We start from the raw sequence: 22,057 nt of genomic DNA, 5'->3' as shown, positions 1-22,057 counted from the left end.
AATTCCCCTATCTAGTAAATATTTGTTTAATTTATAAAACACAGAAAGTGGGACAGAAATCTAAATATATTTTTAGATTTTCTATCCCTTTGCATAAGTGATTATATTTCTCTAATGTCGATACACTTTGATTTAAATGACATTCACTTAATGCCTCACCTTTTTGTATTTAAAACAGATGCGTTATTTCAAGATTCATATATCTTTTTCATTAATTAAAAAGTTTCGTTTTATATTGCACAGCTTGTACATTCTTCAACACTTAATAATTTATTTCTAGTGTAATATAAAGATTTCAATCCTTTATGATGTGCATAAACATATAATCTAGATAATTCACGTGTTGATATCTCTGAATTCACATAAAGAATTGTAGAAATACCTTGGTCCACATGTGTTTGGATCGTAGCTATTAAATCAATTAATTTCATTTGATCAGTATTAAATGCAGATTTATAGTACCACATTGTTTCTGGCGATAAGAAAGGCATTGGATAAAACGTTTCTGCATTACCATAAGTACGACGTTCAATTTGATCAACTATCGGCATAACTGAACTTGTCGCATTTTGTACATAAGAAATACTTTGTGTTGGTGCAATCGCTAAACGATATGCATGGAATAAACCGTGAGTTTCAACTTCTTTTTGTAATGCTTTCCAATCTTCAGGTGTAGGAATTTCTAAGCCTTCAAATAATTTACGTACTTTTTCATATTTTGGTGCAAATGTTTGCGAAGTGTAAAACTCAAAATATTTACCATTCGCATAATCTGTCTTATCAAAGTCTTTAAATGTTTCTTGTCTATCTTTTGCAATTTCCATGGATCTTTCAATTGAATAGTAGTTCATCATCATGAAGAATATGTTAGCAAAATCTTTTGCTTCTTCAGATTCATAACCAATTTTATTTTTAGCAAGATAACCATGTAAATTCATAACGCCTAATCCAACTGAATGTAACTCGCTATTGGCTTTTCTAACACCTGGCGCATTTTGAATATTTGCTTCATCACTAACCACTGTCAATGCATCCATACCTGTATGCACTGAATCTTTGAATTTACCTGATTCCATAACATTAACAATATTTAAAGATCCTAAGTTACAAGATATATCACGCTTGATGTCATCTTCTGTACCGTAGTCATTAATAATAGACGTTTCTTGTAATTGGAAGATTTCTGTACATAAATTACTCATTTTAATTTGACCAATATTAGAGTTAGGATGTACTTTATTCGCATTATCTTTAAACATTAGATAAGGATAACCAGATTGTAGTTGTGTTTGGGCAATCATATTTAGCATTTCACGAGCGTCTTTTTTCTTTTTATCAACATTTGGATTGGCTACTAAACTTTCATAGTATTCATCTAAATTAATATCATCTAACGTTACACCATATTCATTATAAACTGTATGCGGTGCAAACATATAAAAGTCTTTACCCTCTTTCGCCAATTCAAAGAATTTTGAAGGTACAATTAATCCAGTAGAAATAGTAGATAATCGTAAATCTTCATCTGCGTTAACTTTCTTTGTATCTAAAAATTCTTCTACATCATAATGGAAAATATTTAAGTACACTGCACCAGCACCAGGACGCTGTCCTAATTGGTCTGCATAGCTAAAGCCGCCTTCAAGAGATTTAGCAACAGGTAATACGCCTTTTGCTACACCTTTAATGCCTTTAATCGCTTCTCCTCTTGCACGCAATTTAGATAAGTTGATAGCAACACCGCCACCAATTTTACTTAACTGTTTTGCCGTAGAATCTATAAAATTGATTGAATTTAAACTGTCGTCTACTTCTAATAAGAAACATGATACGAGCTCACCACGACGCGCACGTCCTGCATTTAAAAATGTTGGCGTTGCTGGTTGGTAACGTTGTTCAATCATTGCTGAAATAAGTTGTCTAGCTGTCGGTTTATGACCATTTGCTAAATAAAGTGCAACAATCACAACATGTTGCTTATAATCTTCTAAGAATTGTGTTTTATCATTTGTCTTTAGCGCATAATCTTTAAAGAATTTACTAGCTGACATATAACTTGCAAAACGAAACGCTATACTTTTAGCATAATCTGTAATTTCTTGTAAATCTGCTTCTGAATATTTTTCAAAAACATCAAAGTAAAAATCGTTATCTACAAGATAGCGTAAACGTTCAATTTCAGTATCAAAATAGATTGTCTTATCTTGAATCTCTTCTAAATAAACTGCCAGTGCTTCTTGGTCTTTTTCCAAATTAAAGAAACCATTATCTTTTCGTTTTGTAACCTCATTATTTAATTCAATATGATTGTATTTCTTCTCGTCCATAATCTTCATTGAAATTTCCCACCTTATCTTTAAATTCATTTATATCGTCTGCAGTGCCCTGTACTTCAAACTTCAATAATAGTGGAACTTGATATCGTTCCGAAATTGATCGTCCAGCTTTTGCGAAATTTTGTCCCCAGTTACGATTTCCGCTTGCTGCAACAGCTTTTAACAAATCATCATTCACATCTAAAAACGTTTGAACTGGTTGGGGTACCTCACCAAATCCTATTGTTCCAGTGACCAAAACGAATGGCTCCTCTATTCTCTCTGAACAATTATTTTGCGTGATTTCCATAACATTTGTCAGTTCGGTTTTTTTTATAAATCTGCGCACATTGCCGGAAAACGAAAAATATACCACTTTCATTGGATCACCTTCTTTCTAATAGATATACGTAAGTTGGAAAATCAAAAAATGTAAGGCTTTCGAGGTGTTATTATTTGAATGTGTTTTAAATGATTGAAGTAACCACTATATATAGTAACTTGTAAATCTATAAGTAGGTATGTAAAAACTCAACATTTAAGTATTAATGCCTTATTTGTCATTATTCAAAGCCTAAAACTGTGTGATTTTACTTAAAATTTGATTTATTATAAATAAATTGACCACGTACTAAAACACAATATATTGTGTTTTGTCCTGGCCAGAAATACTATATTATGTGTTTCATTATACATAACTCATCGCCTTATTAAAAGTCTTTAATTTATGACAAAACGATGAAAACAGTATGAAAATGGCACCAATTCAACTTTAAAATCAATTTTAAAAATTTAAAAAATATTTTTGTCTTTTTTAGAGTCTCAATGCTTGCTTTTTTTAATTTGTTCTTAAGCCTTGATATACCTGCATTACTTCATCTATCCTCATATAGATTGCACTTCATCTATTATATTTTTGAACTAATTACTATGCTAAATTACTTTTAAGTTTCTCGATTACATACTTTTTAATAGAACATTTGTTCGTATATCATCTTAATATATTTCTACTTTGATTTCAAGCATATATACATTTTCTAATTAACTATGCTAATATAGATACGTTAAAATTTTAAAATTGAGGCGATGTATGTGAATCCAAAAGTAAAAGGTATTATTGCTATTCTAATTTCTGCAGTTGGCTTTAGCTTTATGTCTGTTTTTTTTAGATTAGCTGGAGATCTCCCTGTCTTTCAAAAATCATTGGCAAGAAACCTCGTGGCGATGTTTATACCTTTGTATTTTATATTTAAATATAAGCAACCACTTTTTGGTAAATTAAGTAGTCAGCCTTTATTAATATCTCGTTCTGCGCTTGGCTTGATTGGTGTTTTATTAAATATATATGCCATCGACCATATGATACTCAGTGATGCAGACACATTAATGAAATTAAATCCATTTTGGACGATACTACTTAGTTTAATTTTCCTAAATGAAAAAGTACGCAATTACCAAGTTTTTGCTATGATTATAGCCATTTTTGGTATGTTGTTCGTTGTAAAACCTGAGTTTTCCTCATCAATGATACCAGCGATTGGTGGATTGTTATCAGGTATCTTCGCGGCAAGTGCCTACACTTGTGTTAGAGCATTAAGTAGCAGAGAAGCACCTTATACGATTGTTTTTTATTTTTCTTTCTTTTCTATAATAGTTCTCATTCCATTTACGATTTTTACATTCGAACCAATGTCTGTCATGCAAGTTGTTTATTTAATCGGTGCTGGCTTAGCTGCAGCTGCAGGTCAAATAGGTATTACTTTAGCATATAGTTTTGCACCAGCAAAAGATATTTCAATATTTACGTACGCATCTATTATTTTCACTGCGTTATTTGGTTTTATTTTATTTGGCGAATCACCAGATTTCTATGCAATTTTAGGTTACATCATTATCATTGGTGCAAGTTACTATATGTTTGAAAAAGCCAGACGCCAACCGCTAACAATTCAGAAAAAAGAACAAAAATCCAAATATTAAAGGAGCAATTACAATGTCTGAAGGACGTAAACAAGAAGATTTAAATGACATTACTTTACTAGGAAATCAAAACAATAAATATGATTTTGATTATCGACCAGATGTATTAGAATCATTTGATAATAAACACCCAGACCGTGATTATTTTGTTAAATTTAATTGTCCTGAGTTCACATCTTTATGCCCTATCACAGGTCAACCTGATTTTGCTACAATTTATATCTCTTATATCCCAAATATTAAAATGGTTGAATCTAAATCATTAAAACTCTATTTATTTAGCTTTAGAAATCATGGTGACTTTCATGAGGACTGTATGAATATTATAATGAATGATCTCATCGACTTAATGGATCCACATTATATAGAAGTTTGGGGCAAATTCACACCTCGTGGTGGGATATCTATAGACCCTTATACAAATTATGGTCGCCCTGACAGTAAATATGAAAAAATGGCAGAACATCGTTTAATGAATCATGACCTCTATCCAGAAAAAATAGATAATCGTTAATTCATTGCTGCTATGAATAATCCACACGAACTAAAAATAATTCGTGTGGATTATTTTTTATTTATTTCATTTTTATATTAAAACGTTTACTTATTTAATTTTGTACTATTGATATATACACTTGTTATTTAAGTGAAAACATTATAAAATAAATCCAACCATTTAGGGGAGGGAAATTATGAAACAGATAAGTTACACGCACGAGGAAATTATGAAAAGTACTCCGAGAAAGGGGTTTTTCGGACATCCAAAAGGACTAGGTACACTGTTTTTCACTGAATTTTGGGAGAGATTCAGTTATTATGGCATGAAAGCGATACTAATATATTATCTTTATTATAGTGTGGCTGAGGGTGGTTTCGGTTTAAGCCAAGCCGTAGCAATGCAAATTGTCGCAATTTACGGAACCTTAATTTATATGTCAGGTGTTATTGGGGCATGGATTGCAGATCGGATAACCGGGACGCAAAGCGCTGTCTTCTACGGTGGATTCTTGATTATGATCGGGCATATTTTATTGTCCTTACCTAATAATTTAACATTAGTAATGGTTGCGCTCGCAGTCATCATTGCAGGTACTGGTCTATTAAAGCCAAATATTTCATCAACTGTTGGTGAACTGTATGATCGTAATGATGTAAGACGAGACGCTGCATTTACTTTATTCTATATGGGAATTAATTTCGGTAGTTTATTTGCGCCATTACTTACAGGTTATTTACAAACTAGAGTGAGTTTCCATGCAGGTTTCTTAGTAGCTGCTATCGGTATGTTCTGTGGTTTAGTAGTATATGCACTAAAACGTAAGGTAAATTTAGGTTTGGCTGGTCGTAACGTGCCGAATCCTTTAACTAAACCAGAAATCAAAAAGTTCGTATTATTTAGTTTAGGTATTGTTGTATTATTTTTAGCATATTTATTAATTCTACATTTAAACAATGCCTTAAGCTTAGAAAACTTCAGCTTTTTAATTACCATTTTAGGTATCGTATTACCAATCTACTTGTTTATTAATATGATTTTACATAAAGACGTTACGAAAGATGAGCGTTCACGTGTATATAGTTACATACCATTGTATATTACATCTGTTGCTTTTTGGATGATACAAGAACAAGGGTCAACGATTCTCGCAACATTTGCAGATAAAAAGACACAACTCGAAATGTCTGTATTAACGAATGGGTTAATTGATTTTTCAATTCCTGCCTCATGGGCACAATCTTTAAATCCATTGTTTATCATTCTCTTAGCGCCAGTCTTTGCAACGTTATGGGTTAAATTGGGTAAAAAGAATCCGCCTACAGTGCATAAATTTGCTTATGGTGCTATTATCGCTGGGTTCTCTTATCTAGTCATGATTATTCCATTGGCTACAGGCAATGACTTAATAAACCCATTATGGCTTGTACTCAGTTTCTTATTAATTACTATCGGTGAACTTTGTATTTCTCCAGTCGGTTTATCTACTACTACAAAACTAGCACCAGTCACATTCACGGCGCGTATGATGAGCTTGTGGATGTTAAGTAACGCAACAGCACAGGGACTTAATGCTCAACTTGTTGTTGTATACACAAAAATGGATCAAAGTGATTACTTTATGTATTCAGGATTAGTTGCAGTTGTTATCGGAGTTATATTATTGATTATTTCACCAAAAGTAAAACGTGCAATGAAAGGTATATATTAATCACTTAAACAATAATATTTTTTAATAAGCAATATAGAGATCGGATTTCAAAGATTTCTATATTGCTTATTTTTTTGTAAAAATACACCGTCGACAATTTAAATATAACTAAATAAAAATTTATGTTTATATACAGTGGTAATAAATCAGAATATTTTGAATATTGTTGTTTTGAGAATATTATTGAAATTTAATTTAATTAAGCGTAAAATCATTTTTATACATTTTTATAGGGAGTATGAAAGGACGGGGAATGTTTTTATGCAAAATCAAGATAAAGCCCATGAACAAGCGGTTCAATCTATTCCACAAAAAGGATTTTTTGGACATCCTAAGGGGCTAGGCGTATTATTCTTTGTTGAATTTTGGGAGAGGTTCAGCTACTACGGTATGCGTGCCCTGCTGATTTTCTACATGTATTTCGCTATTAAAGATGGCGGACTCGGCATGGATAAAGGCACTGCACAGTCTATTATGGCAGTATACGGTGCACTGATATACATGACATCTGTACTGGGTGGATGGATTTCCGATAGAATTACGGGGACACGCGCAGCAACATTTTACGGTGGCGTGTTGATCATTATTGGACATATCTTCTTAAGTTTACCTTTAGATATTATAGGACTATTTATTTCTATGTTCTTTATTATAGTAGGTTCTGGTTTAATGAAGCCAAGCATTTCAAATATTGTCGGTAGATTATACCCTGATAGAGATACACGTATAGATGCTGGTTTTGTTATATTCTATATGTCTGTTAACTTAGGTGGATTAATTTCACCAATTATTTTAGATCGCTTTGTACATACAGGTAACTTCCACGGTGGTTTCTTAATCGCTGCGATTGGTATGGCACTTGGACTCGTATGGTATATATTTTTCAATAAAAGAAATTTAGGGCAAATTGGTTCAAAACCAACAAACCCATTAAATAAAAGCGAGAAAAAGAAATATAGCATTTTATTTGCTGCAATCATCATAATCATTGCAGCGGTATTAGTAATTACCGGCTTAACAGGTACATTATCATTTAACTTAGTTAGTACAACGGTACTCATACTAGGTGTGGCATTACCTATCATATATTTCACAATTATGATTCGAAGTAAAGAAATCACAGACGATGAACGCTCAAGAGTAATAGCGTTTATACCACTATTTATACTCGGTGTAATATTCTGGTCTATTCAAGAACAGGGTGCCAACGTGCTTAACCTCTTTGCGTTTGAAAGCAGTGATATGAAATTAAATCTATTTGGATGGAAAGCCGATTTTGGTCCTACACTCTTCCAATCGATCAATCCATTATTTATTGTATTACTAGCACCAGTAGTTTCACTGATTTGGGCAAAAATGGCTCGACGCCAACCAAGTATAGCCACAAAATTTGTTCTAGGCGCAATATTAGCAGGTGCTTCTTACATAATGATTGGTTCTATCGGTCATTCAGCTGGCGGTACCGATATTAGTGTCAACTGGATTATTTTATCTTATATCATTTGTGTAATCGGTGAACTTTGTTTATCACCTACAGGTAACAGTGCAGCAGTTAAACTTGCTCCAAAAGCTTTCAATACACAAATGATGAGTTTATGGCTGTTAACTAATGCCTGTGCGCAGGCTATAAATGGTACATTAGTAAAACTAATCGAACCTCTTGGATACAAAAACTACTTCCTATTTTTAGGTGCTATTGCAATTGTAGTAAGTTTAATTGTTTTAGCATTTGTACCAAAAATCATCAAAGGTATGCGTGGCATTAAATAGCGCATGCAAAAGGCCCTCTTCTCAATTTATTGAGTTAGTGGGCTTTTTCCATGCGCTAAAGCTCAGATAAACATCGACCTAATTATCCTTGTATAATAGTGCGAGGAAATCATTTGAAATGAAATATATGTTTCGCCCGCCAAAATATATTTATAACTATAGAAATATGGGTAAAGTGAATAAGCAACAAAATTTAAAAGAATATGGTGAAAAAAATTGGAAAATACTAAATTCAAACACGGTGTCTTATTTTATCATGAATATAGTGGTATTAAAGATATATATCGAGGACTGGGAGATGTAGCAGCTTCTTTAACTACGTTTTGTAAACATCTGTCAATCCAACTAAGTGAAGATGAAGGTGATATCATAAGATTTTGCCAGAAGATTAAAGATCAAAGTTACAGTGACGATGTAGATATCATTTTTCTCCTTGGTGGAGATGGTACTGTCAACGAATTAATCAATGGCATGATGCAACATGAATTGAATATCCCTATTGGTATTATTCCAGGTGGTACGTTTAATGATTTCGTTAAAACATTAAACCTAAGTCCACGTCATAAAATAGCCAGTCAACAACTTATTCAATCAGAGTTACAAGCTTATGATGTGATGAAAATCAATGATCAGTATGCACTAAACTTTGCTGGATTGGGGCTCATTGTTCAAAATGCAGAAAATGTTCAAAATGGCAATAAAGACATTTTTGGGAAATTGAGCTACGTAGGGTCTACTGTTAAAACTTTACTTAATCCAGAGCACTTTGATTATCAATTAACCGTTGATGGTAAAGTCATTGATGGTAATACTGCCATGCTTGTTGTTGCTAATGGGTCATTTATAGGAGGCAGTCGCATACCTTTAACAGACCTTTCGCCTAGTGATGGTTATCTGAATTTATTTATCTTCAAAGAACACAGTTCAAGTGTACTGAGTGATATATTTAAACAAAGAGACAGCATGAACTGGAACCACATGACAGAAGGTATTCAGCATTTATTAGCCAAAGATATCAAAATAGAGACTAAGCCTGAAATGAAAGTAGATATCGATGGTGAAATTGCATTAAAAACACCCATCCATATCGAAGTTATACCAAAAGCAATTCAAATTTTAACGTTACCTGAAAATACACCTGATACTGAATATGAATAAATACACTATATATAAAATGATGAATAAAAAGGACTAATCCACGCACATATGGATTAGTCCTTTTGATATAGTGTTAGGACGTGTTTACTTAATTAAAATATAGATAGCCCATAATCTTTCCCTCATGACATATTCAAATGCCGACACATTATAAGTAAAACATCATTAAATTTCATATTTAAACACCAAAACACGTTCATGTCATTTGTATTATATATCGTAATCACGATCACCTAAGAAATATTTTTCAACATCATACCAATCATTCACGCGTGTAAAACGATCATCGTTAACATTATGTGATGCTGTATACATAATTGGTTTACCAGTAAATATAGCTAACTGACGAGGGTTGTCATCTATGAGATAGTCCGCGTTTACGATATCCTTACGACCACAAAAAACAAAATGCTGTGGATCTAAAAACGGAAAATACTCTCTTAACCATGCATATTTATCATGAAACGATGTAGGAACGTCCATTGCAGCAGTAGCAATATAGACATCATAATACTCAGTTAGTTTTTTCACAACTTCTTGTGAATGTGCCATCACTTTTAATTTTTTGAAAAAACCTGGTTCGCGTAAAATTTCATGTAATAACCCATCATGTTCAGGCATAGCATGACGTAATTTTTTACCATCCAACATATCATATGTTATTCCTAAATCTGTACGTTTATTCACATCTTCAATCAATGCACCTACTGTATCAGCAAGTACTTCATCCATATCAATAGCAATTGATTTTCTAGTCATCTCGTACTCTACTCCCTTTTAAGTTCTCGTTCATCAACAATGAAACGCATTATTACATTGGTGATCTTATAACATGATCTTGTTTATCACTATTAGTATAGCAAAAAACGTTCAATGAAACCAAAATTGTATATGAGCATATCATAATATACTATATAAATTAATTATTTTCATTATATAGTTTATACTTTATACATTTTAATTTATTGAACGTTATAAATACTACTTTTTATAAATCAAAGTTATTTAATACTTCGATCATTTTATCATTTTGCTCAGGGAAACCAATCGTAATTCTGACACCATTCGGAAATTCTCTTGTAATGCACCCTTGTTTTAACAATGCTTCATATAATTCGTGAGGTCGCGACGTATTCACAAAAATGAAGTTCGTTTGGCTTGGATTTAATTTATGACTACTGACTGAATCAAAGAATTTCGCTCTTTCTTGTGCATTTTTTTCACGAATAGAATCTAAATAATCTTGATCTTCTAACGCAGCAAGTGCAGCGTGTTCTGATAATCGACCTACATTAAATGGTGGTCGTATAATATTCCATTTTTCAATCGCTTCTTGAGCAGCAATCACATATCCAATACGCATGCCGGCTAATCCATATGCTTTAGAAAATGTTCTCAGTAAGAAAGCATTTGGAAATTGTTCTTGTAAAGCTAATGAATTCGGAAAGTCTTCAGCTGTCGCGAATTCAACATAAGCTTCATCTATAATTACGGGTATATCTTGAGGCACACGTGATAAGAATCGTTGCAACTCTTCATGTGTAAAGTATGTGCCGGTAGGATTATTAGGGTTACACAACCATACAAGTTTAGTGTACTCATCAACTTCAGAAAGTATGCCTTCTAAATCAAATCCACCATCTTTTAGTGGGACTTGTACAGCATCCGCCGCTTCAACTATGGCATTATGATAATACTGACCAAAAGTCATTTCACTTGTAACAATTTTATCTCCTTGGGTTAAAACAGCACGTGAAATCATTAATATCACTTCATCTAATCCTGCACCAAATAAAATACGTGCTGGGTCAACATTCAAATGTTCACTTATCGCTTCTTTAATTAACGGAGAACCCGTTTCAGGATAAAATTGCAATTCGTCTAAATGATGTTTGATTGCGTCTTTCACTTTAGGTGATGGTCCATATAAATTTTCATTAGAAGCTAATTTATAAAGCTCACCCTCAATCCCGTATTGTTCTTTTAATGCTCTTGGTGATAAACCTGGTTGATATGCTGATAATTGTTCGATTTGTTTTTTCATTGTTGATTCGGGCCTCCTTAAATTTACAGAAATTTCAAAACTTAGTAACCATTATATACCTTATTTCCATTGAAAATCAATGTAACTTAATTTTAAAAGCTAGAATTTAATCAAATATAAATACGAGTTCAACTTAATGCATTTTTGTCCGTAGTAAAATGCATTGTTAAACTCGTATTGTCTTATGAATTAATCAATTAAATGATGTTTCTCTAGATAGTTTTTAGCTACCTCATATGGATCTTCTTTTTTCACTGTAACTTCATAATTCATTTGTTGCATATCTTCATCAGAAATCTTACCTGCTAATTTATTAAGCGGTGCTTTAATTTCAGGATGCTCTTTTAAATACGATGTTTTAAACATAGGCGCGCCTTGATATGGAGGGAATACTTTTTTATCATCTTCTAATACAACCATGTCGTATTGTTTTAATTCAGCATCTGTTGAATATGCGTCGATTAAATTAATATCTCCGCTTTCAACTGCTTGATATCTTAATTTCGGCTCCATCGTCTTCACGTCACCGAAATCTAAATCATATGCTTTTTTAACAGCTGGGTAACCATCCTCACGATCATTAAACTCTAATGTGAAACCTGGTTTAATTTGATTGCTCACTTTGTTTAAGTCACCTATCGTTTTAAGATTATGCTTTTTCGCAAAATCTTTTTTCACCGCCAATGAATAAGTATTATTATATTGCATTGGTTTTAACATAGTCATATCGTATTTATCTTCTAAACTTGATTTTGCTTGTTGATATACTTTATTTTCTTGTTTAGACTTCAAATCTTCTTTTGTTAACTCTCCAAGTACAGTACCCGTAAACTCAAGGTAGCCATCTATATCGTCAGATTTCAAGGCATTAAATAGGAATGAAGTTTTCCCCATGCCATCTTTCACTTCTACTGTATCATCTGTTTCTTCTTCAATTAAAATTTTATACATATTGGTAATAACAGAAGGTTCTGAGCCAAGTTTACCTGCTAATGTAATTTTATCTCCTTTTTGAGCAAACATTGGCCCAATAATTACTAATAACAGTATTATAACAATTGCACCAAGGGAAATAAGCAATTTTTTATAGGATAGTTTTTGCATATAACGTAAAACTAAATCAAATAGAATTGCTAATAAAGCTGCAGGAATCGCACCAATAATAATCAATGATGTGTCATTTCGATCTATACCTAACAGAATCAAATCACCAAGACCACCTGCACCAATTAAAGCTGCTAATGTAGCAGTACCGATAATCAATACCATCGCGGTTCTAATACCTGCCATAATTACTGGCATGGCTATTGGCAATTCCACTTTTGTTAATCTTCGACCTGGCTTCATACCGATACCCTTAGCTGCTTCAATTAACGAGCTATCCACCTCGTTGATACCTGTGTATGTATTTCTTAATATCGGCAACAATGCATAAACTACTAATGCGATTACTGCTGGTACCTTACCAATACCAAACAGTGGTATCATCAAACCAAGCAAAGCTAATGATGGTATTGTCTGTAACACGGCAGCGATATTCATCACAATCTCAGAAACCTTGCGTGTCTTTGTGAGTAAAATGCCCAACGGCACCCCAATTACTGCAGCGATGAGCAATGCAATAAACGATATTTGGATATGTTCAAATATGGTAGTTAACAATTGTCCTTTCCTATCTGAAAGTGTATTTATTAATTCATTCATTTTTGACTACCCCCTGTATGCTCCGATAGATATTTAAACATATCTTCGCGTTTAAGCACATGCTGTGTAGCAGTCGAATCATCATTTATAATGATTGCATCGTGATTAGCTAAATCATTATAAATACTTTTAATAGAAGCGTTACTATTAACAATAGGATAACCTTTGGTAGCTTCCTGTTCATTAATCGTTAATTCACCAATAAGTTCTGATAGTTTTATGTCTTTTTCTATTTTCAGTGATTTATCTCCAACAAATTGTTTTACAAAATCACTTTTAGGATGATTAACCATATTGTCAGGTGTATCTATTTGCTCTACATGTCCTTTGTTTAAAAGACAAATTCTATCAGCTAGCTTCATCGCTTCTTGTATATCATGTGTGACAAAAACGATTGTTTTTTTAATTTTTTGCTGTAATGCTATTAAATCATCCTGCAGCTTTTCTCTGCTGATTGGATCTAATGCACTGAAAGGTTCGTCCATCAGAATAACTGGTGGATCTGCCGCTAAGGCACGTACTACACCAACACGTTGTTGCTGTCCACCTGATAATTCATCTGGTTTTCTATCTTTAAATAGTTCTGGTTCTAAGCCAACCATATTTAATAACTCATCTATACGTTTATCAATATCTGCTTCTTTCCATTTTTTCATTTGTGGTACTTGTGCAATATTCTCTTTTATCGTTAAGTGCGGAAATAATGCAATTTGTTGTAAAACATAACCAATATCCCAGCGCATTTCATAAACTGGATAGTCACTAATTGGTTTCCCTTTAAAATAAATAAATCCTTCTGTTAATGAAATTAAACGATTAATCATTTTTAATGTCGTTGTTTTACCACAACCTGAAGGTCCGATTAAAACAAAAAATTCACCTTCTTTTATATTAAAGCTAAGATCATCTACAGCTTTCTTATCCCCATAACGTTTCATAACATTTTTAAATTCTATCAATTTGTCACCCTCACTCTTCTCATTGCCTTTACTATCAGTTAAAAAAATTCACATAGTTAACACATAACCGATTTACCAACAATTTAACCTTTTTAATCATAGTTAAATAAAACAAAAACGAAGTTAATTCAAACTAATCAATATTACTATTACATTTGTGCCTGTATAGTATATTAAAAGTTGTCAAATTAACTTCGTATTTTTTGCAATCATTTCAATGTAAAATACTAATACCGTTAAAATTAAGTATATGGGATTATATATTCTAAAAACAATTATTTGCTCAACTAAATTTGAGCTTTATAAGATTGTATTGTTTCTAAAAATACTGGACAGTAGTGTTTTAATTTATAACTTCCAACACCATCAATTAATATCATATCTTGTTTTGATTCTGGTTTTTTCTTAGCAAATTCTTCCAAAGTAAAATCCGAGAAAATGCTTACAGGTGGAATCGTTAATTTTTCACTTAATTGTTTACGTACAGCAACTAATTCATCGAATAAAGCACGGTCTACACCTTCTACAGTGTTGATGTTAACCTTTTCTTTTGATTTGCGCTTAAATGGTGTTGTATATATCGAAATTTGATTATTAAGCAGTTCCTTTACAGAAACATCACAGGTTAATATTTCATCGTGTTCATTCAAAAATCCTTTGAATCGCAATTCATCAATCAGATGACTGAGTTCAGAAGTCGTATAGTTTTTCATAATACCATGCGTTGTCAATTGATTATAATCACAATAACGAATATAATCAGAGTCTTCGCCTCTTAAAACTTGAATAATGACACTATAACTTTCTTGCTGTTTCATACGTGCAATACAACTCACTATCATTTTCGCTTCATTCGTCATGTCATATGTTTTATTTTCTCTAACACAATTACTACATTGTTCACATTCTTCTAGTTTTTCATTAGGTTCAAAATAATGTACAAGTGTTGCTTCTAGACACTTTTTAGTCTTCGTATATAGCAGCATTTTATTCAATTTTTCACCCATTTTTTCTTTGTAATCATCGTCTGCTTTTGAAGATGAAATGAAATATTGGTGTAACCCAATGTCTCTATCGCTGAATAAAAGAATGCAATCACTCTTCAATCCATCACGACCAGCACGTCCCGCTTCTTGATAATAAGACTCTAAATCACCAGGCATATTAAAGTGAATCACAAATCGTACATTAGATTTATCAATACCCATACCGAATGCGTTCGTTGCTACAACGACACGCACGCGATCATATACAAAATCATTTTGTGCTGCTTCACGCTCTTTATTGGATAAACCAGCGTGATATATTGTGCTACTAATTTTATTATTTTCAAGTGCTTCATGTAGTTCTTCTACTTGTTTACGTGTCGAGCAATAAATAATGCCTGCTTCTTTTTGATGATCTTTAACATATTCTAGTACGAACTTTTGACGTTGATACGTTGGATTAACTTGAAATATTAAATTACGTCGTTTCGTACTTGTTTTAATTTCGTCATGCTTGTCGATATTTAAGCGATCCATAATATCTTTTTGCACTTCAATCGTTGCCGTTGCTGTTAATGCTACAATTGAAAAATCTTGTGGCAAGGCAAAAACCTTATGAATGACCTCCTGATAACTTGGTCTAAAATCATGTCCCCATTTTGAAATACAGTGGGCTTCATCAAAGGCAACTAAGTGTATATCTAACTGCTGTAATAAGCGCATAAAATTAGCATTATCAAAACGTTCCGGTGCAACATATAAAAATTGGATTTCTCCACTTTTTAGTTGTGCTTGAATATCTCTTTGTTGCTTTTGAGTCAAACTACTATTTAAATATGCTGCGCGAATCCCCATGGCCTTTAATTGATCAACTTGATCTTTCATAAGTGAAATTAATGGGCTGATTACGATTGTCGTACCACCCAACATTAATCCTGGCACTTGATAACAAATTGATTTTCCCCCACCAGTTGGTAAAACGCCAAGCACATTACGATGATCCATTACTTTAGTTATTATTTCTTTTTGACCTGGACGGAATGTGTCATAGCCAAAATAATGTGATAATGTTGCTTCCATGTTATATAATCCCTCATTGTTCTTTTAATTCTTCAAGTTCGCTCCATCTTGCTATATCTTCTTCATACAACATATTAAGATTTTGTTGTTCTTCATTTAATTCTTTTACTTTAGCATAATCAGAACTTGCTTCAACCATTTCTTGTTCGATTTCTTCTAATCTGTGCTCGGTTGTTTCAATACGCGCAATTATTGTTTCATATTCTTGTTTTTCTTTATATGATAAACCTTTTTTCTTTTTCTTTTCATACGTTGGTTTCACTTTAGCTTGTTGTTTTTCTTGCGTTTGTAATTTATCTATCTCTTTTTTATAGGCTTCATAGTCATCAAAATTTCCTATGATACGTTCTATTTTTCCATCATGAATATACCAAAATTCTTGAGCAACTTTATTTAAAAAGTAGCGATCATGACTCACCGTGATAACTGTGCCACCAAACGTATCGATATAATCTTCTAAAATAGTTAACGTTTCTGTATCTAAATCATTAGTCGGTTCATCTAATAATAAAACATTAGGTTGATGCACTAATAATTTTAATAAGTACAATCTTTTTTGCTCTCCACCTGATAATTTATAAACTTTTTTACCATGCGTTGCACTTGGGAATAAAAAGCGTTCTAATAATTGTGTAACTGACACAGCAGTTCCATCTTTTTCTTTCGCTACTTCACTTTCTTCACGCAAATAATCAATCATTCTGATGTCCCGGTCTAAACGCGCTTCAGTCTGTCTGAAATAAGCAACTTTAACGGTTTGACCAACTTTCAATTCCCCTTCGAACGCTTGATCATCACCATTCAAAATATTCAACAATGTTGTTTTACCAGCACCATTTGGTCCAACGATACCAATTTGTTGTCCATTTTGAATAATTTCAGTGACATGTTCAAATAATATTTTATCGCCTATACGTTTTGACACGTTATCAAGTTCAAAAACTTGTTTACCTAAACGTGAATACGCAAGATTTAAAGATGCTTTATCTTGTTGTTGTTGATTTTTCACATCGTGTTCTAAATCTTTAAATCTATTTTTTCGTGCTTGTTGTTTTGTAGAACGCGCTTTTACTCCTGCGCGCATCCAAGCTAATTCTTGTTTATATAATGCGCGCTGTTTCGCTTGTTGTTTTTGCTCAACAACTTCATTTTCAGCACGTTGTGCAATGTAATCTTCATAATTACCTGGGTAAGTAGTTAATTTACCTCGATCTAATTCAATAATACGAGATGATACTTCATTTAAAAAATAACGATCATGTGTTACAAATAGCACTGTATGCGGATACTGTTTAACATAATTAATTAACCAGTTGATTGACTCAAAATCTAGATGGTTCGTAGGTTCATCCAGAAGTAATAAATCCGGTTGCTCTATAAGTGTTTTAGCAAGACCAACACGTTTTTGTTGCCCACCTGAAAGTTCTCTCACTTTTTTAGTCGTATCATTGATGCCTAGCTTTGATAAAATAGTCTTAATTTCAGCACTATAATCCCAAGCTTGATATGTATCCATGGCTTCTTGTGCTTGCATCATTTGTTGAAAATCTATCTCGTTCTGCGTCTCACTATATTTTGTTACAGCAGCTTCATATGAGCGAATCACCTGAAGTGTCTTTGTCTCTGACGTTAATACCGCTTCAAAAACAGTTAAATCTCCTTCAAACTCTTGTTTTTGAGACGAATAACGTATGCGATATGCATTGGGATGTGAGACCTCTGCCTCGAAGTCTTCATCCAAACCAGCAATTACTTTTAACAAAGTACTTTTGCCTGTACCATTAATACCTACAAGACCTATTTTTTCTCCACCAGAAATAGACAGATGTAAATCATCGAAAATGATTTTATCAGCGTAAGATTTATGTAAATGTTCAATTTTGTAGGCTTCCATCGTCCAACATCCTTTTTAATATCGAAAATTATAATTAATTCTGTTAAACTTAATTTCAGTTCTATATATTATACACCTTTTTGAACTCAAATGATACAAGGGAGCGTAGCTTATGTCAGATTTTTTCCAAGACTTACCTCCTTTTATCCAAGCACTAATCGCAGGTATCATCACATGGTTATTGACTGCATTAGGTGCTGCAGCAGTCTTTATATTCAAAAGAGTAAATGATAAAATACTGAATTCGATGCAAGGATTTGCTGCAGGCATTATGATTGCTGCAAGTTTCTGGTCTCTATTACAACCATCAATCGATTACGGTTCTGGATCATCTTTTGCATGGTTACCGGCAGCAATAGGGTTTTTATTGGGCGGTTTTTTTATACGCGCGTTAGATTTAATTATTCCACACATTCACCCAAACACCCAAGACACTAACCAATACCAAGAAGGTGTAGGAACGAAAAAACTCAATAAAAATACATTACTTGTATTAGCTATTACATTGCATAACATACCAGAAGGTCTGTCTATTGGTGTAGCATTTGGTGGCGTAGTAGCTGGTAATGGACAAGCAACTTTTTTAGGCGCACTTGGTTTAGCAATTGGTATCGGGATTCAAAACATCCCCGAAGGTGCTGCACTTTCAATGCCTATCAGAGCAGCTGGCGCTTCACGATGGAAAGCATTTAACTATGGACAAGCATCTGCAATTGTTGAGCCCATTTTCGCTACAATAGGCGCTGCTGCAGTACTTTTCATTACGCCTATGTTACCCTATGCTCTCGCTTTTGCCGCTGGAGCAATGATATTTGTAGTTGTAGAAGAGCTTATACCAGATTCTCAAGCTAGTAATAACACTGATTTAGCAACTTTAAGTTTAATGCTAGGCTTTACTATTATGATGATTTTAGACGTTGCACTTGGATAAAAGGTAAAGAAAAAGAAATAACTTGGATCCATTCTTCAAATAAAAAGTGATGAGTCTGGGACGATCATCTCAACCTCAAAACAAAGAGTTTGGGACATAAGTCCCAGAAAAATAGCACTCAGATGATTCAATTCAATTCATCTGAGTGTTTCTTTTTATTCAATACTTCATATTGTTGGTTCGCTATCATAGGGGACAGCTTCAGCCAGTAGCCTTCAGTTTGTCCTATTCCCTCAAGCATCTCGCCAAAATACGTCCCATTTGTCCAAAAACTATATGTCTCAGACAATCTAATTTTGAGAATGAGGATTTATGTTCTAATCCTTTTTAGCATTCTCTTTTTTTACTTTTTCAACGTGCATGTTTGCTCTTGATATTTACTAATCCGCTATCCTCCCCATCTTAAAGTTCACTCATATTAAATATTTTAATACAATTATCATGTGCATTATAAAACACCATTCAATACGCTTACATATATAAAAAGCCCTAATCCATTATCTAAAATGAATTAGGGCTTAAATAATTATTATTTTTTCTCATGTCCTTGCGGTCCAGTTTCATATTTATAATTTGATGGTTTCACTTTATCAAAGTCAGGGTTATCATAGAATCTCAATAAATCGCCGTTTAGGACATCATCACTCATTTGCAAGTCTTTTTCAGCTTGTTGTTTGCGTTTATCAAAATCGCTTGGTTTTTCTGTAACTGGCTCATTATTTTTATTATTATATATTCTACCATTTACATATTTGTAATCTTTCGTTACAAAGTCACCATTTCTAAACGGTACTGTATCATTATGATCTTTTGACAATAAGTCTGTACCCATCATGAGATAATTTTTAGTGTCAATACCCATTAAATGTAGTAATGTTGGCATTACATCTGCTTGTCCAGCATAAGTTTTATCAACAGTACCTTCTTTACCAGGTATTTTCAGCCAGAAGCCTGTTCGGTTTAAATCTGTAAATTTAGCTGGTGTAATGTCTTCACCTAATAATTTTTCCATCGCTTTGTTATGATTTTCAGAAATACCATAATGGTCACCATAAATCATAATAACGGAATCATCATAGATACCTTTTTTCTTCAATTCATTTACAAATTGTTCTAACGATTCGTCTAAATATCTCGCTGTCTGAACATAACCGTCAACTGTTGAATCACCAGTATTTGGTTTATCAATTGATGCATCTTCAGGAGATAATGTAAACGGATAATGGTTTGTTAGCGTGATTAAGTGGTTATAGAAAGGTTCTTTTTCCTTCGCCAAATAATCTGCTGATTCATCAAAGAACTCTTTATCTTTCAGACCTAAATTCTCTTGATTTTCCTCTGACATATCATAGTACGTTGCATCATAGAATTTATCTACGCCGAAGTGTTTATAAACTTGGTCACGGTTCCAGAAAGTTTTATAATCACCGTGCATCACGCTAGATGTGTAACCTTGTTGTTGATGCAAAATCGCTGGTAATGATTGGAACGTATTATCACCTTTAAGCGAGAATGCCGAACCTTGTGGTAAACCGTATAAACTGTTATCCATAGTGAATTCTGAGTCTGAAGTTTTACCTTGTCCTGTCTGGTGGAAGAAGTTTGGATAATATCTAAAATCTTCATTACCAGAAGAAAGTTTATTTAAGAATGGTGTAACTTCCTCGCCATTTACTTTTTTGTTGATCAAGAAAGTTTGGAAACTTTCTAAGTGTATTTTAATCACATTTTTTTTCTTAGCCGCTCCGAAGTATTCTGGGTTCGGTTGCGTTTGTTTTTGTTTCGTATAATTTAAAACTTTCGTTAAATCATCTTCATTTGCTAATGCTTTTTGTTGATTATTTTGAATCGTTTTTACACCATCATAAACTGTGAAGTTATATGGACCTAAGTATTTAACTAAATATTTATGGTCAAATGTACGTGTTAATAATTCCGGACGATCGGATTCAGCAAAAGCTAGGTTTAAGAAAAATAGTGCAACGGATGCTGCCATAATCACTGGAACAAATTTTTTGCTAAACACACGCTTGTCTAACCATTTTTGTCTAAATATCAATACAAATAAATAAATGATTGTATCGATAAAGTAAACAAAGTCATACCATTTAAATGAAGCTGATACAGCACCACCCATTGATTCAACATTACCTACTTGATTTAACGTACTAAAAGTCAAGAAGTCAGAGAAGAATCTGAAATATACAACATTTGCGTATAATAAGAAGGTTAAAATAAAACCGCCTATAAAGATAAACCAAAATGCTTTCTTACCTTTGAAGAATAAGAAAATACTCAATACTAATGCAATTAAACTATATGGATTCATTAATAAGATTAAATTTTGAACTAACCCTTTAACACCTAAAGAAAAGTCAACATAGTATGAAAAATACGTTTTAGCAGTAACTGTTAATACAGTTAAAATAAAAAACGCAAAAAGAGTTAGTTTCTTTTTGTGTAGACTCATGTCTGTTCCCCCGATATAAATTAATAAAAGTTGGTGCTAATACCTAGCCCAATTAAAATGCTTTGTAATCATTGTTAATGCGTAACTTACATTATCTAACAATGCCTTTATCGTTATTTGCGAAAGTTAAAATTTAAATAAGAAAAATAGGGTGACATCCTGTATCTTTCTTCTAAAACACATCTTTTTGTCTTCTGTCACTAATTTATTTTTATAAAGTAGCAATTTTTATTTTTAATGAAATTTATTGATTCTTTTTGAAAAATTATATTTGTTGTAATGTAAATTATGTTAATGCGTTTTATTATGTTTTACATCGTTTTTACACTGCGTTCACTCTGTAACATCTTTGTAATAAAACGATTATAGTTCAATTAATAAATATAAAGCAATTCTTGTCTAATATCAAGTAAAAACACACTTTTTTAAATTAAAAACGCTGATTTAAGCGTTTTATGAAGGTATCATTAACCTATTGTGAATACGTGATTAAAATGAGATTAAAATTTAAATTTCCTTTATAATTATACTTGCTCTACTTAATAAATTAATCAGGCCT

The 22,057-nt window shown here is 32.7% G+C and carries 15 protein-coding genes; 6 read left to right on the top strand and 9 right to left on the bottom strand.

Annotation, left to right across the window (positions count from 1 at the left end):
- Positions 1-230: 230 nt before the first annotated feature.
- Positions 231-2,336, bottom strand: a complete 2,106-nt coding sequence (nrdE, locus tag KA867_RS00680) for a class 1b ribonucleoside-diphosphate reductase subunit alpha (RefSeq protein WP_210136735.1) — start codon at positions 2,334-2,336, stop codon at positions 231-233.
- Positions 2,299-2,697: a class Ib ribonucleoside-diphosphate reductase assembly flavoprotein NrdI gene (gene nrdI, locus KA867_RS00675; protein ID WP_210136734.1), complete on the bottom strand. Its 399-nt coding sequence runs from the start codon at positions 2,695-2,697 to the stop codon at positions 2,299-2,301. Before nrdI ends, nrdE begins: the two co-directional genes overlap by 38 nt.
- Before the next feature lie 710 nt (positions 2,698-3,407).
- On the opposite strand from nrdI, the gene KA867_RS00670 reads away from it, so the two are divergent.
- The 5 genes from KA867_RS00670 (at position 3,408) to KA867_RS00650 (ending at position 9,430) form a co-directional block, all read left to right on the top strand.
- Entirely contained in the window at positions 3,408-4,295 is an 888-nt protein-coding gene (locus KA867_RS00670; protein ID WP_119517952.1) for a DMT family transporter, read from the top strand.
- Positions 4,296-4,308: 13 nt separating this feature from the next.
- Positions 4,309-4,809, top strand: coding sequence for a preQ(1) synthase (gene queF, locus KA867_RS00665; RefSeq protein WP_210136733.1), 501 nt, complete (start codon positions 4,309-4,311; stop codon positions 4,807-4,809).
- Positions 4,810-4,987: 178 nt separating this feature from the next.
- A complete protein-coding gene (locus KA867_RS00660; protein ID WP_210136732.1) occupies positions 4,988-6,502 on the top strand; it encodes a peptide MFS transporter in 1,515 nt (504 codons plus the stop codon).
- A 261-nt stretch (positions 6,503-6,763) separates the two neighbouring features.
- Positions 6,764-8,272, top strand: coding sequence for a peptide MFS transporter (locus KA867_RS00655; RefSeq protein ID WP_210136731.1), 1,509 nt, complete (start codon positions 6,764-6,766; stop codon positions 8,270-8,272).
- A gap of 216 nt (positions 8,273-8,488) precedes the next feature.
- On the top strand, positions 8,489-9,430 hold the full coding sequence (locus KA867_RS00650) for a diacylglycerol/lipid kinase family protein (RefSeq protein WP_210136730.1): 942 nt from the start codon (positions 8,489-8,491) through the stop codon (positions 9,428-9,430).
- A gap of 210 nt (positions 9,431-9,640) precedes the next feature.
- Here the strand turns inward: KA867_RS00650 and KA867_RS00645 are convergent, their stop codons facing one another.
- The 6 genes from KA867_RS00645 to KA867_RS00620 form a co-directional block, all read right to left on the bottom strand.
- Positions 9,641-10,189, bottom strand: coding sequence for a 5' nucleotidase, NT5C type (locus KA867_RS00645; protein WP_107505188.1), 549 nt, complete (start codon positions 10,187-10,189; stop codon positions 9,641-9,643).
- A gap of 229 nt (positions 10,190-10,418) precedes the next feature.
- A complete protein-coding gene (gene hisC / locus KA867_RS00640; RefSeq protein WP_210136729.1) occupies positions 10,419-11,474 on the bottom strand; it encodes a histidinol-phosphate transaminase in 1,056 nt (351 codons plus the stop codon).
- Positions 11,475-11,663: 189 nt separating this feature from the next.
- Entirely contained in the window at positions 11,664-13,178 is a 1,515-nt protein-coding gene (locus KA867_RS00635; protein ID WP_210136728.1) for an ABC transporter permease/substrate-binding protein, read from the bottom strand.
- The gene (locus KA867_RS00630; protein ID WP_210136727.1) at positions 13,175-14,137 is read right to left on the bottom strand and encodes an ABC transporter ATP-binding protein; all 963 of its coding nucleotides are present in this window, start codon (positions 14,135-14,137) and stop codon (positions 13,175-13,177) included. The genes KA867_RS00635 and KA867_RS00630 overlap by 4 nt, the downstream gene beginning before the upstream one ends.
- A gap of 287 nt (positions 14,138-14,424) precedes the next feature.
- Positions 14,425-16,203, bottom strand: a complete 1,779-nt coding sequence (recQ, locus tag KA867_RS00625) for a DNA helicase RecQ (RefSeq protein ID WP_210136726.1) — start codon at positions 16,201-16,203, stop codon at positions 14,425-14,427.
- Between the two features lie 13 nt (positions 16,204-16,216).
- A complete protein-coding gene (locus KA867_RS00620) occupies positions 16,217-18,097 on the bottom strand; it encodes an ABC-F family ATP-binding cassette domain-containing protein (RefSeq protein ID WP_210136725.1) in 1,881 nt (626 codons plus the stop codon).
- Between the two features lie 112 nt (positions 18,098-18,209).
- Here KA867_RS00620 and KA867_RS00615 point away from each other — a divergent pair, with 112 nt between their 5' ends.
- Positions 18,210-19,028, top strand: a complete 819-nt coding sequence (locus KA867_RS00615; protein ID WP_210136724.1) for a ZIP family metal transporter — start codon at positions 18,210-18,212, stop codon at positions 19,026-19,028.
- A 529-nt stretch (positions 19,029-19,557) separates the two neighbouring features.
- Here the strand turns inward: KA867_RS00615 and ltaS are convergent.
- The gene (ltaS, locus tag KA867_RS00610; protein ID WP_210136723.1) at positions 19,558-21,498 is read right to left on the bottom strand and encodes a polyglycerol-phosphate lipoteichoic acid synthase LtaS; all 1,941 of its coding nucleotides are present in this window, start codon (positions 21,496-21,498) and stop codon (positions 19,558-19,560) included.
- Positions 21,499-22,057: the final 559 nt, after the last annotated feature.

Source organism: Staphylococcus sp. GDH8C109P (genome assembly GCF_017893405.1).
Lineage (GTDB): Bacteria > Bacillota > Bacilli > Staphylococcales > Staphylococcaceae > Staphylococcus > Staphylococcus cohnii.
The sequence above is the reverse complement of the archived record's forward strand: the minus strand, read 5'-3'. Positions and strand labels throughout refer to the sequence as shown.

Coding starts and splice junctions, on each gene's coding strand:
- nrdE (WP_210136735.1), bottom strand. CDS start 2,336: ATGAAGATTATGGACGAGAAGAAATACAATCATATTGAATTAAATAAT.
- KA867_RS00645 (WP_107505188.1), bottom strand. CDS start 10,189: ATGACTAGAAAATCAATTGCTATTGATATGGATGAAGTACTTGCTGAT.
- KA867_RS00620 (WP_210136725.1), bottom strand. CDS start 18,097: ATGGAAGCCTACAAAATTGAACATTTACATAAATCTTACGCTGATAAA.
- ltaS (WP_210136723.1), bottom strand. CDS start 21,498: ATGAGTCTACACAAAAAGAAACTAACTCTTTTTGCGTTTTTTATTTTA.
- nrdI (WP_210136734.1), bottom strand. CDS start 2,697: ATGAAAGTGGTATATTTTTCGTTTTCCGGCAATGTGCGCAGATTTATA.
- KA867_RS00655 (WP_210136731.1), top strand. CDS start 6,764: ATGCAAAATCAAGATAAAGCCCATGAACAAGCGGTTCAATCTATTCCA.
- KA867_RS00615 (WP_210136724.1), top strand. CDS start 18,210: ATGTCAGATTTTTTCCAAGACTTACCTCCTTTTATCCAAGCACTAATC.
- KA867_RS00660 (WP_210136732.1), top strand. CDS start 4,988: ATGAAACAGATAAGTTACACGCACGAGGAAATTATGAAAAGTACTCCG.
- hisC (WP_210136729.1), bottom strand. CDS start 11,474: ATGAAAAAACAAATCGAACAATTATCAGCATATCAACCAGGTTTATCA.
- queF (WP_210136733.1), top strand. CDS start 4,309: ATGTCTGAAGGACGTAAACAAGAAGATTTAAATGACATTACTTTACTA.
- recQ (WP_210136726.1), bottom strand. CDS start 16,203: ATGGAAGCAACATTATCACATTATTTTGGCTATGACACATTCCGTCCA.
- KA867_RS00635 (WP_210136728.1), bottom strand. CDS start 13,178: ATGAATGAATTAATAAATACACTTTCAGATAGGAAAGGACAATTGTTA.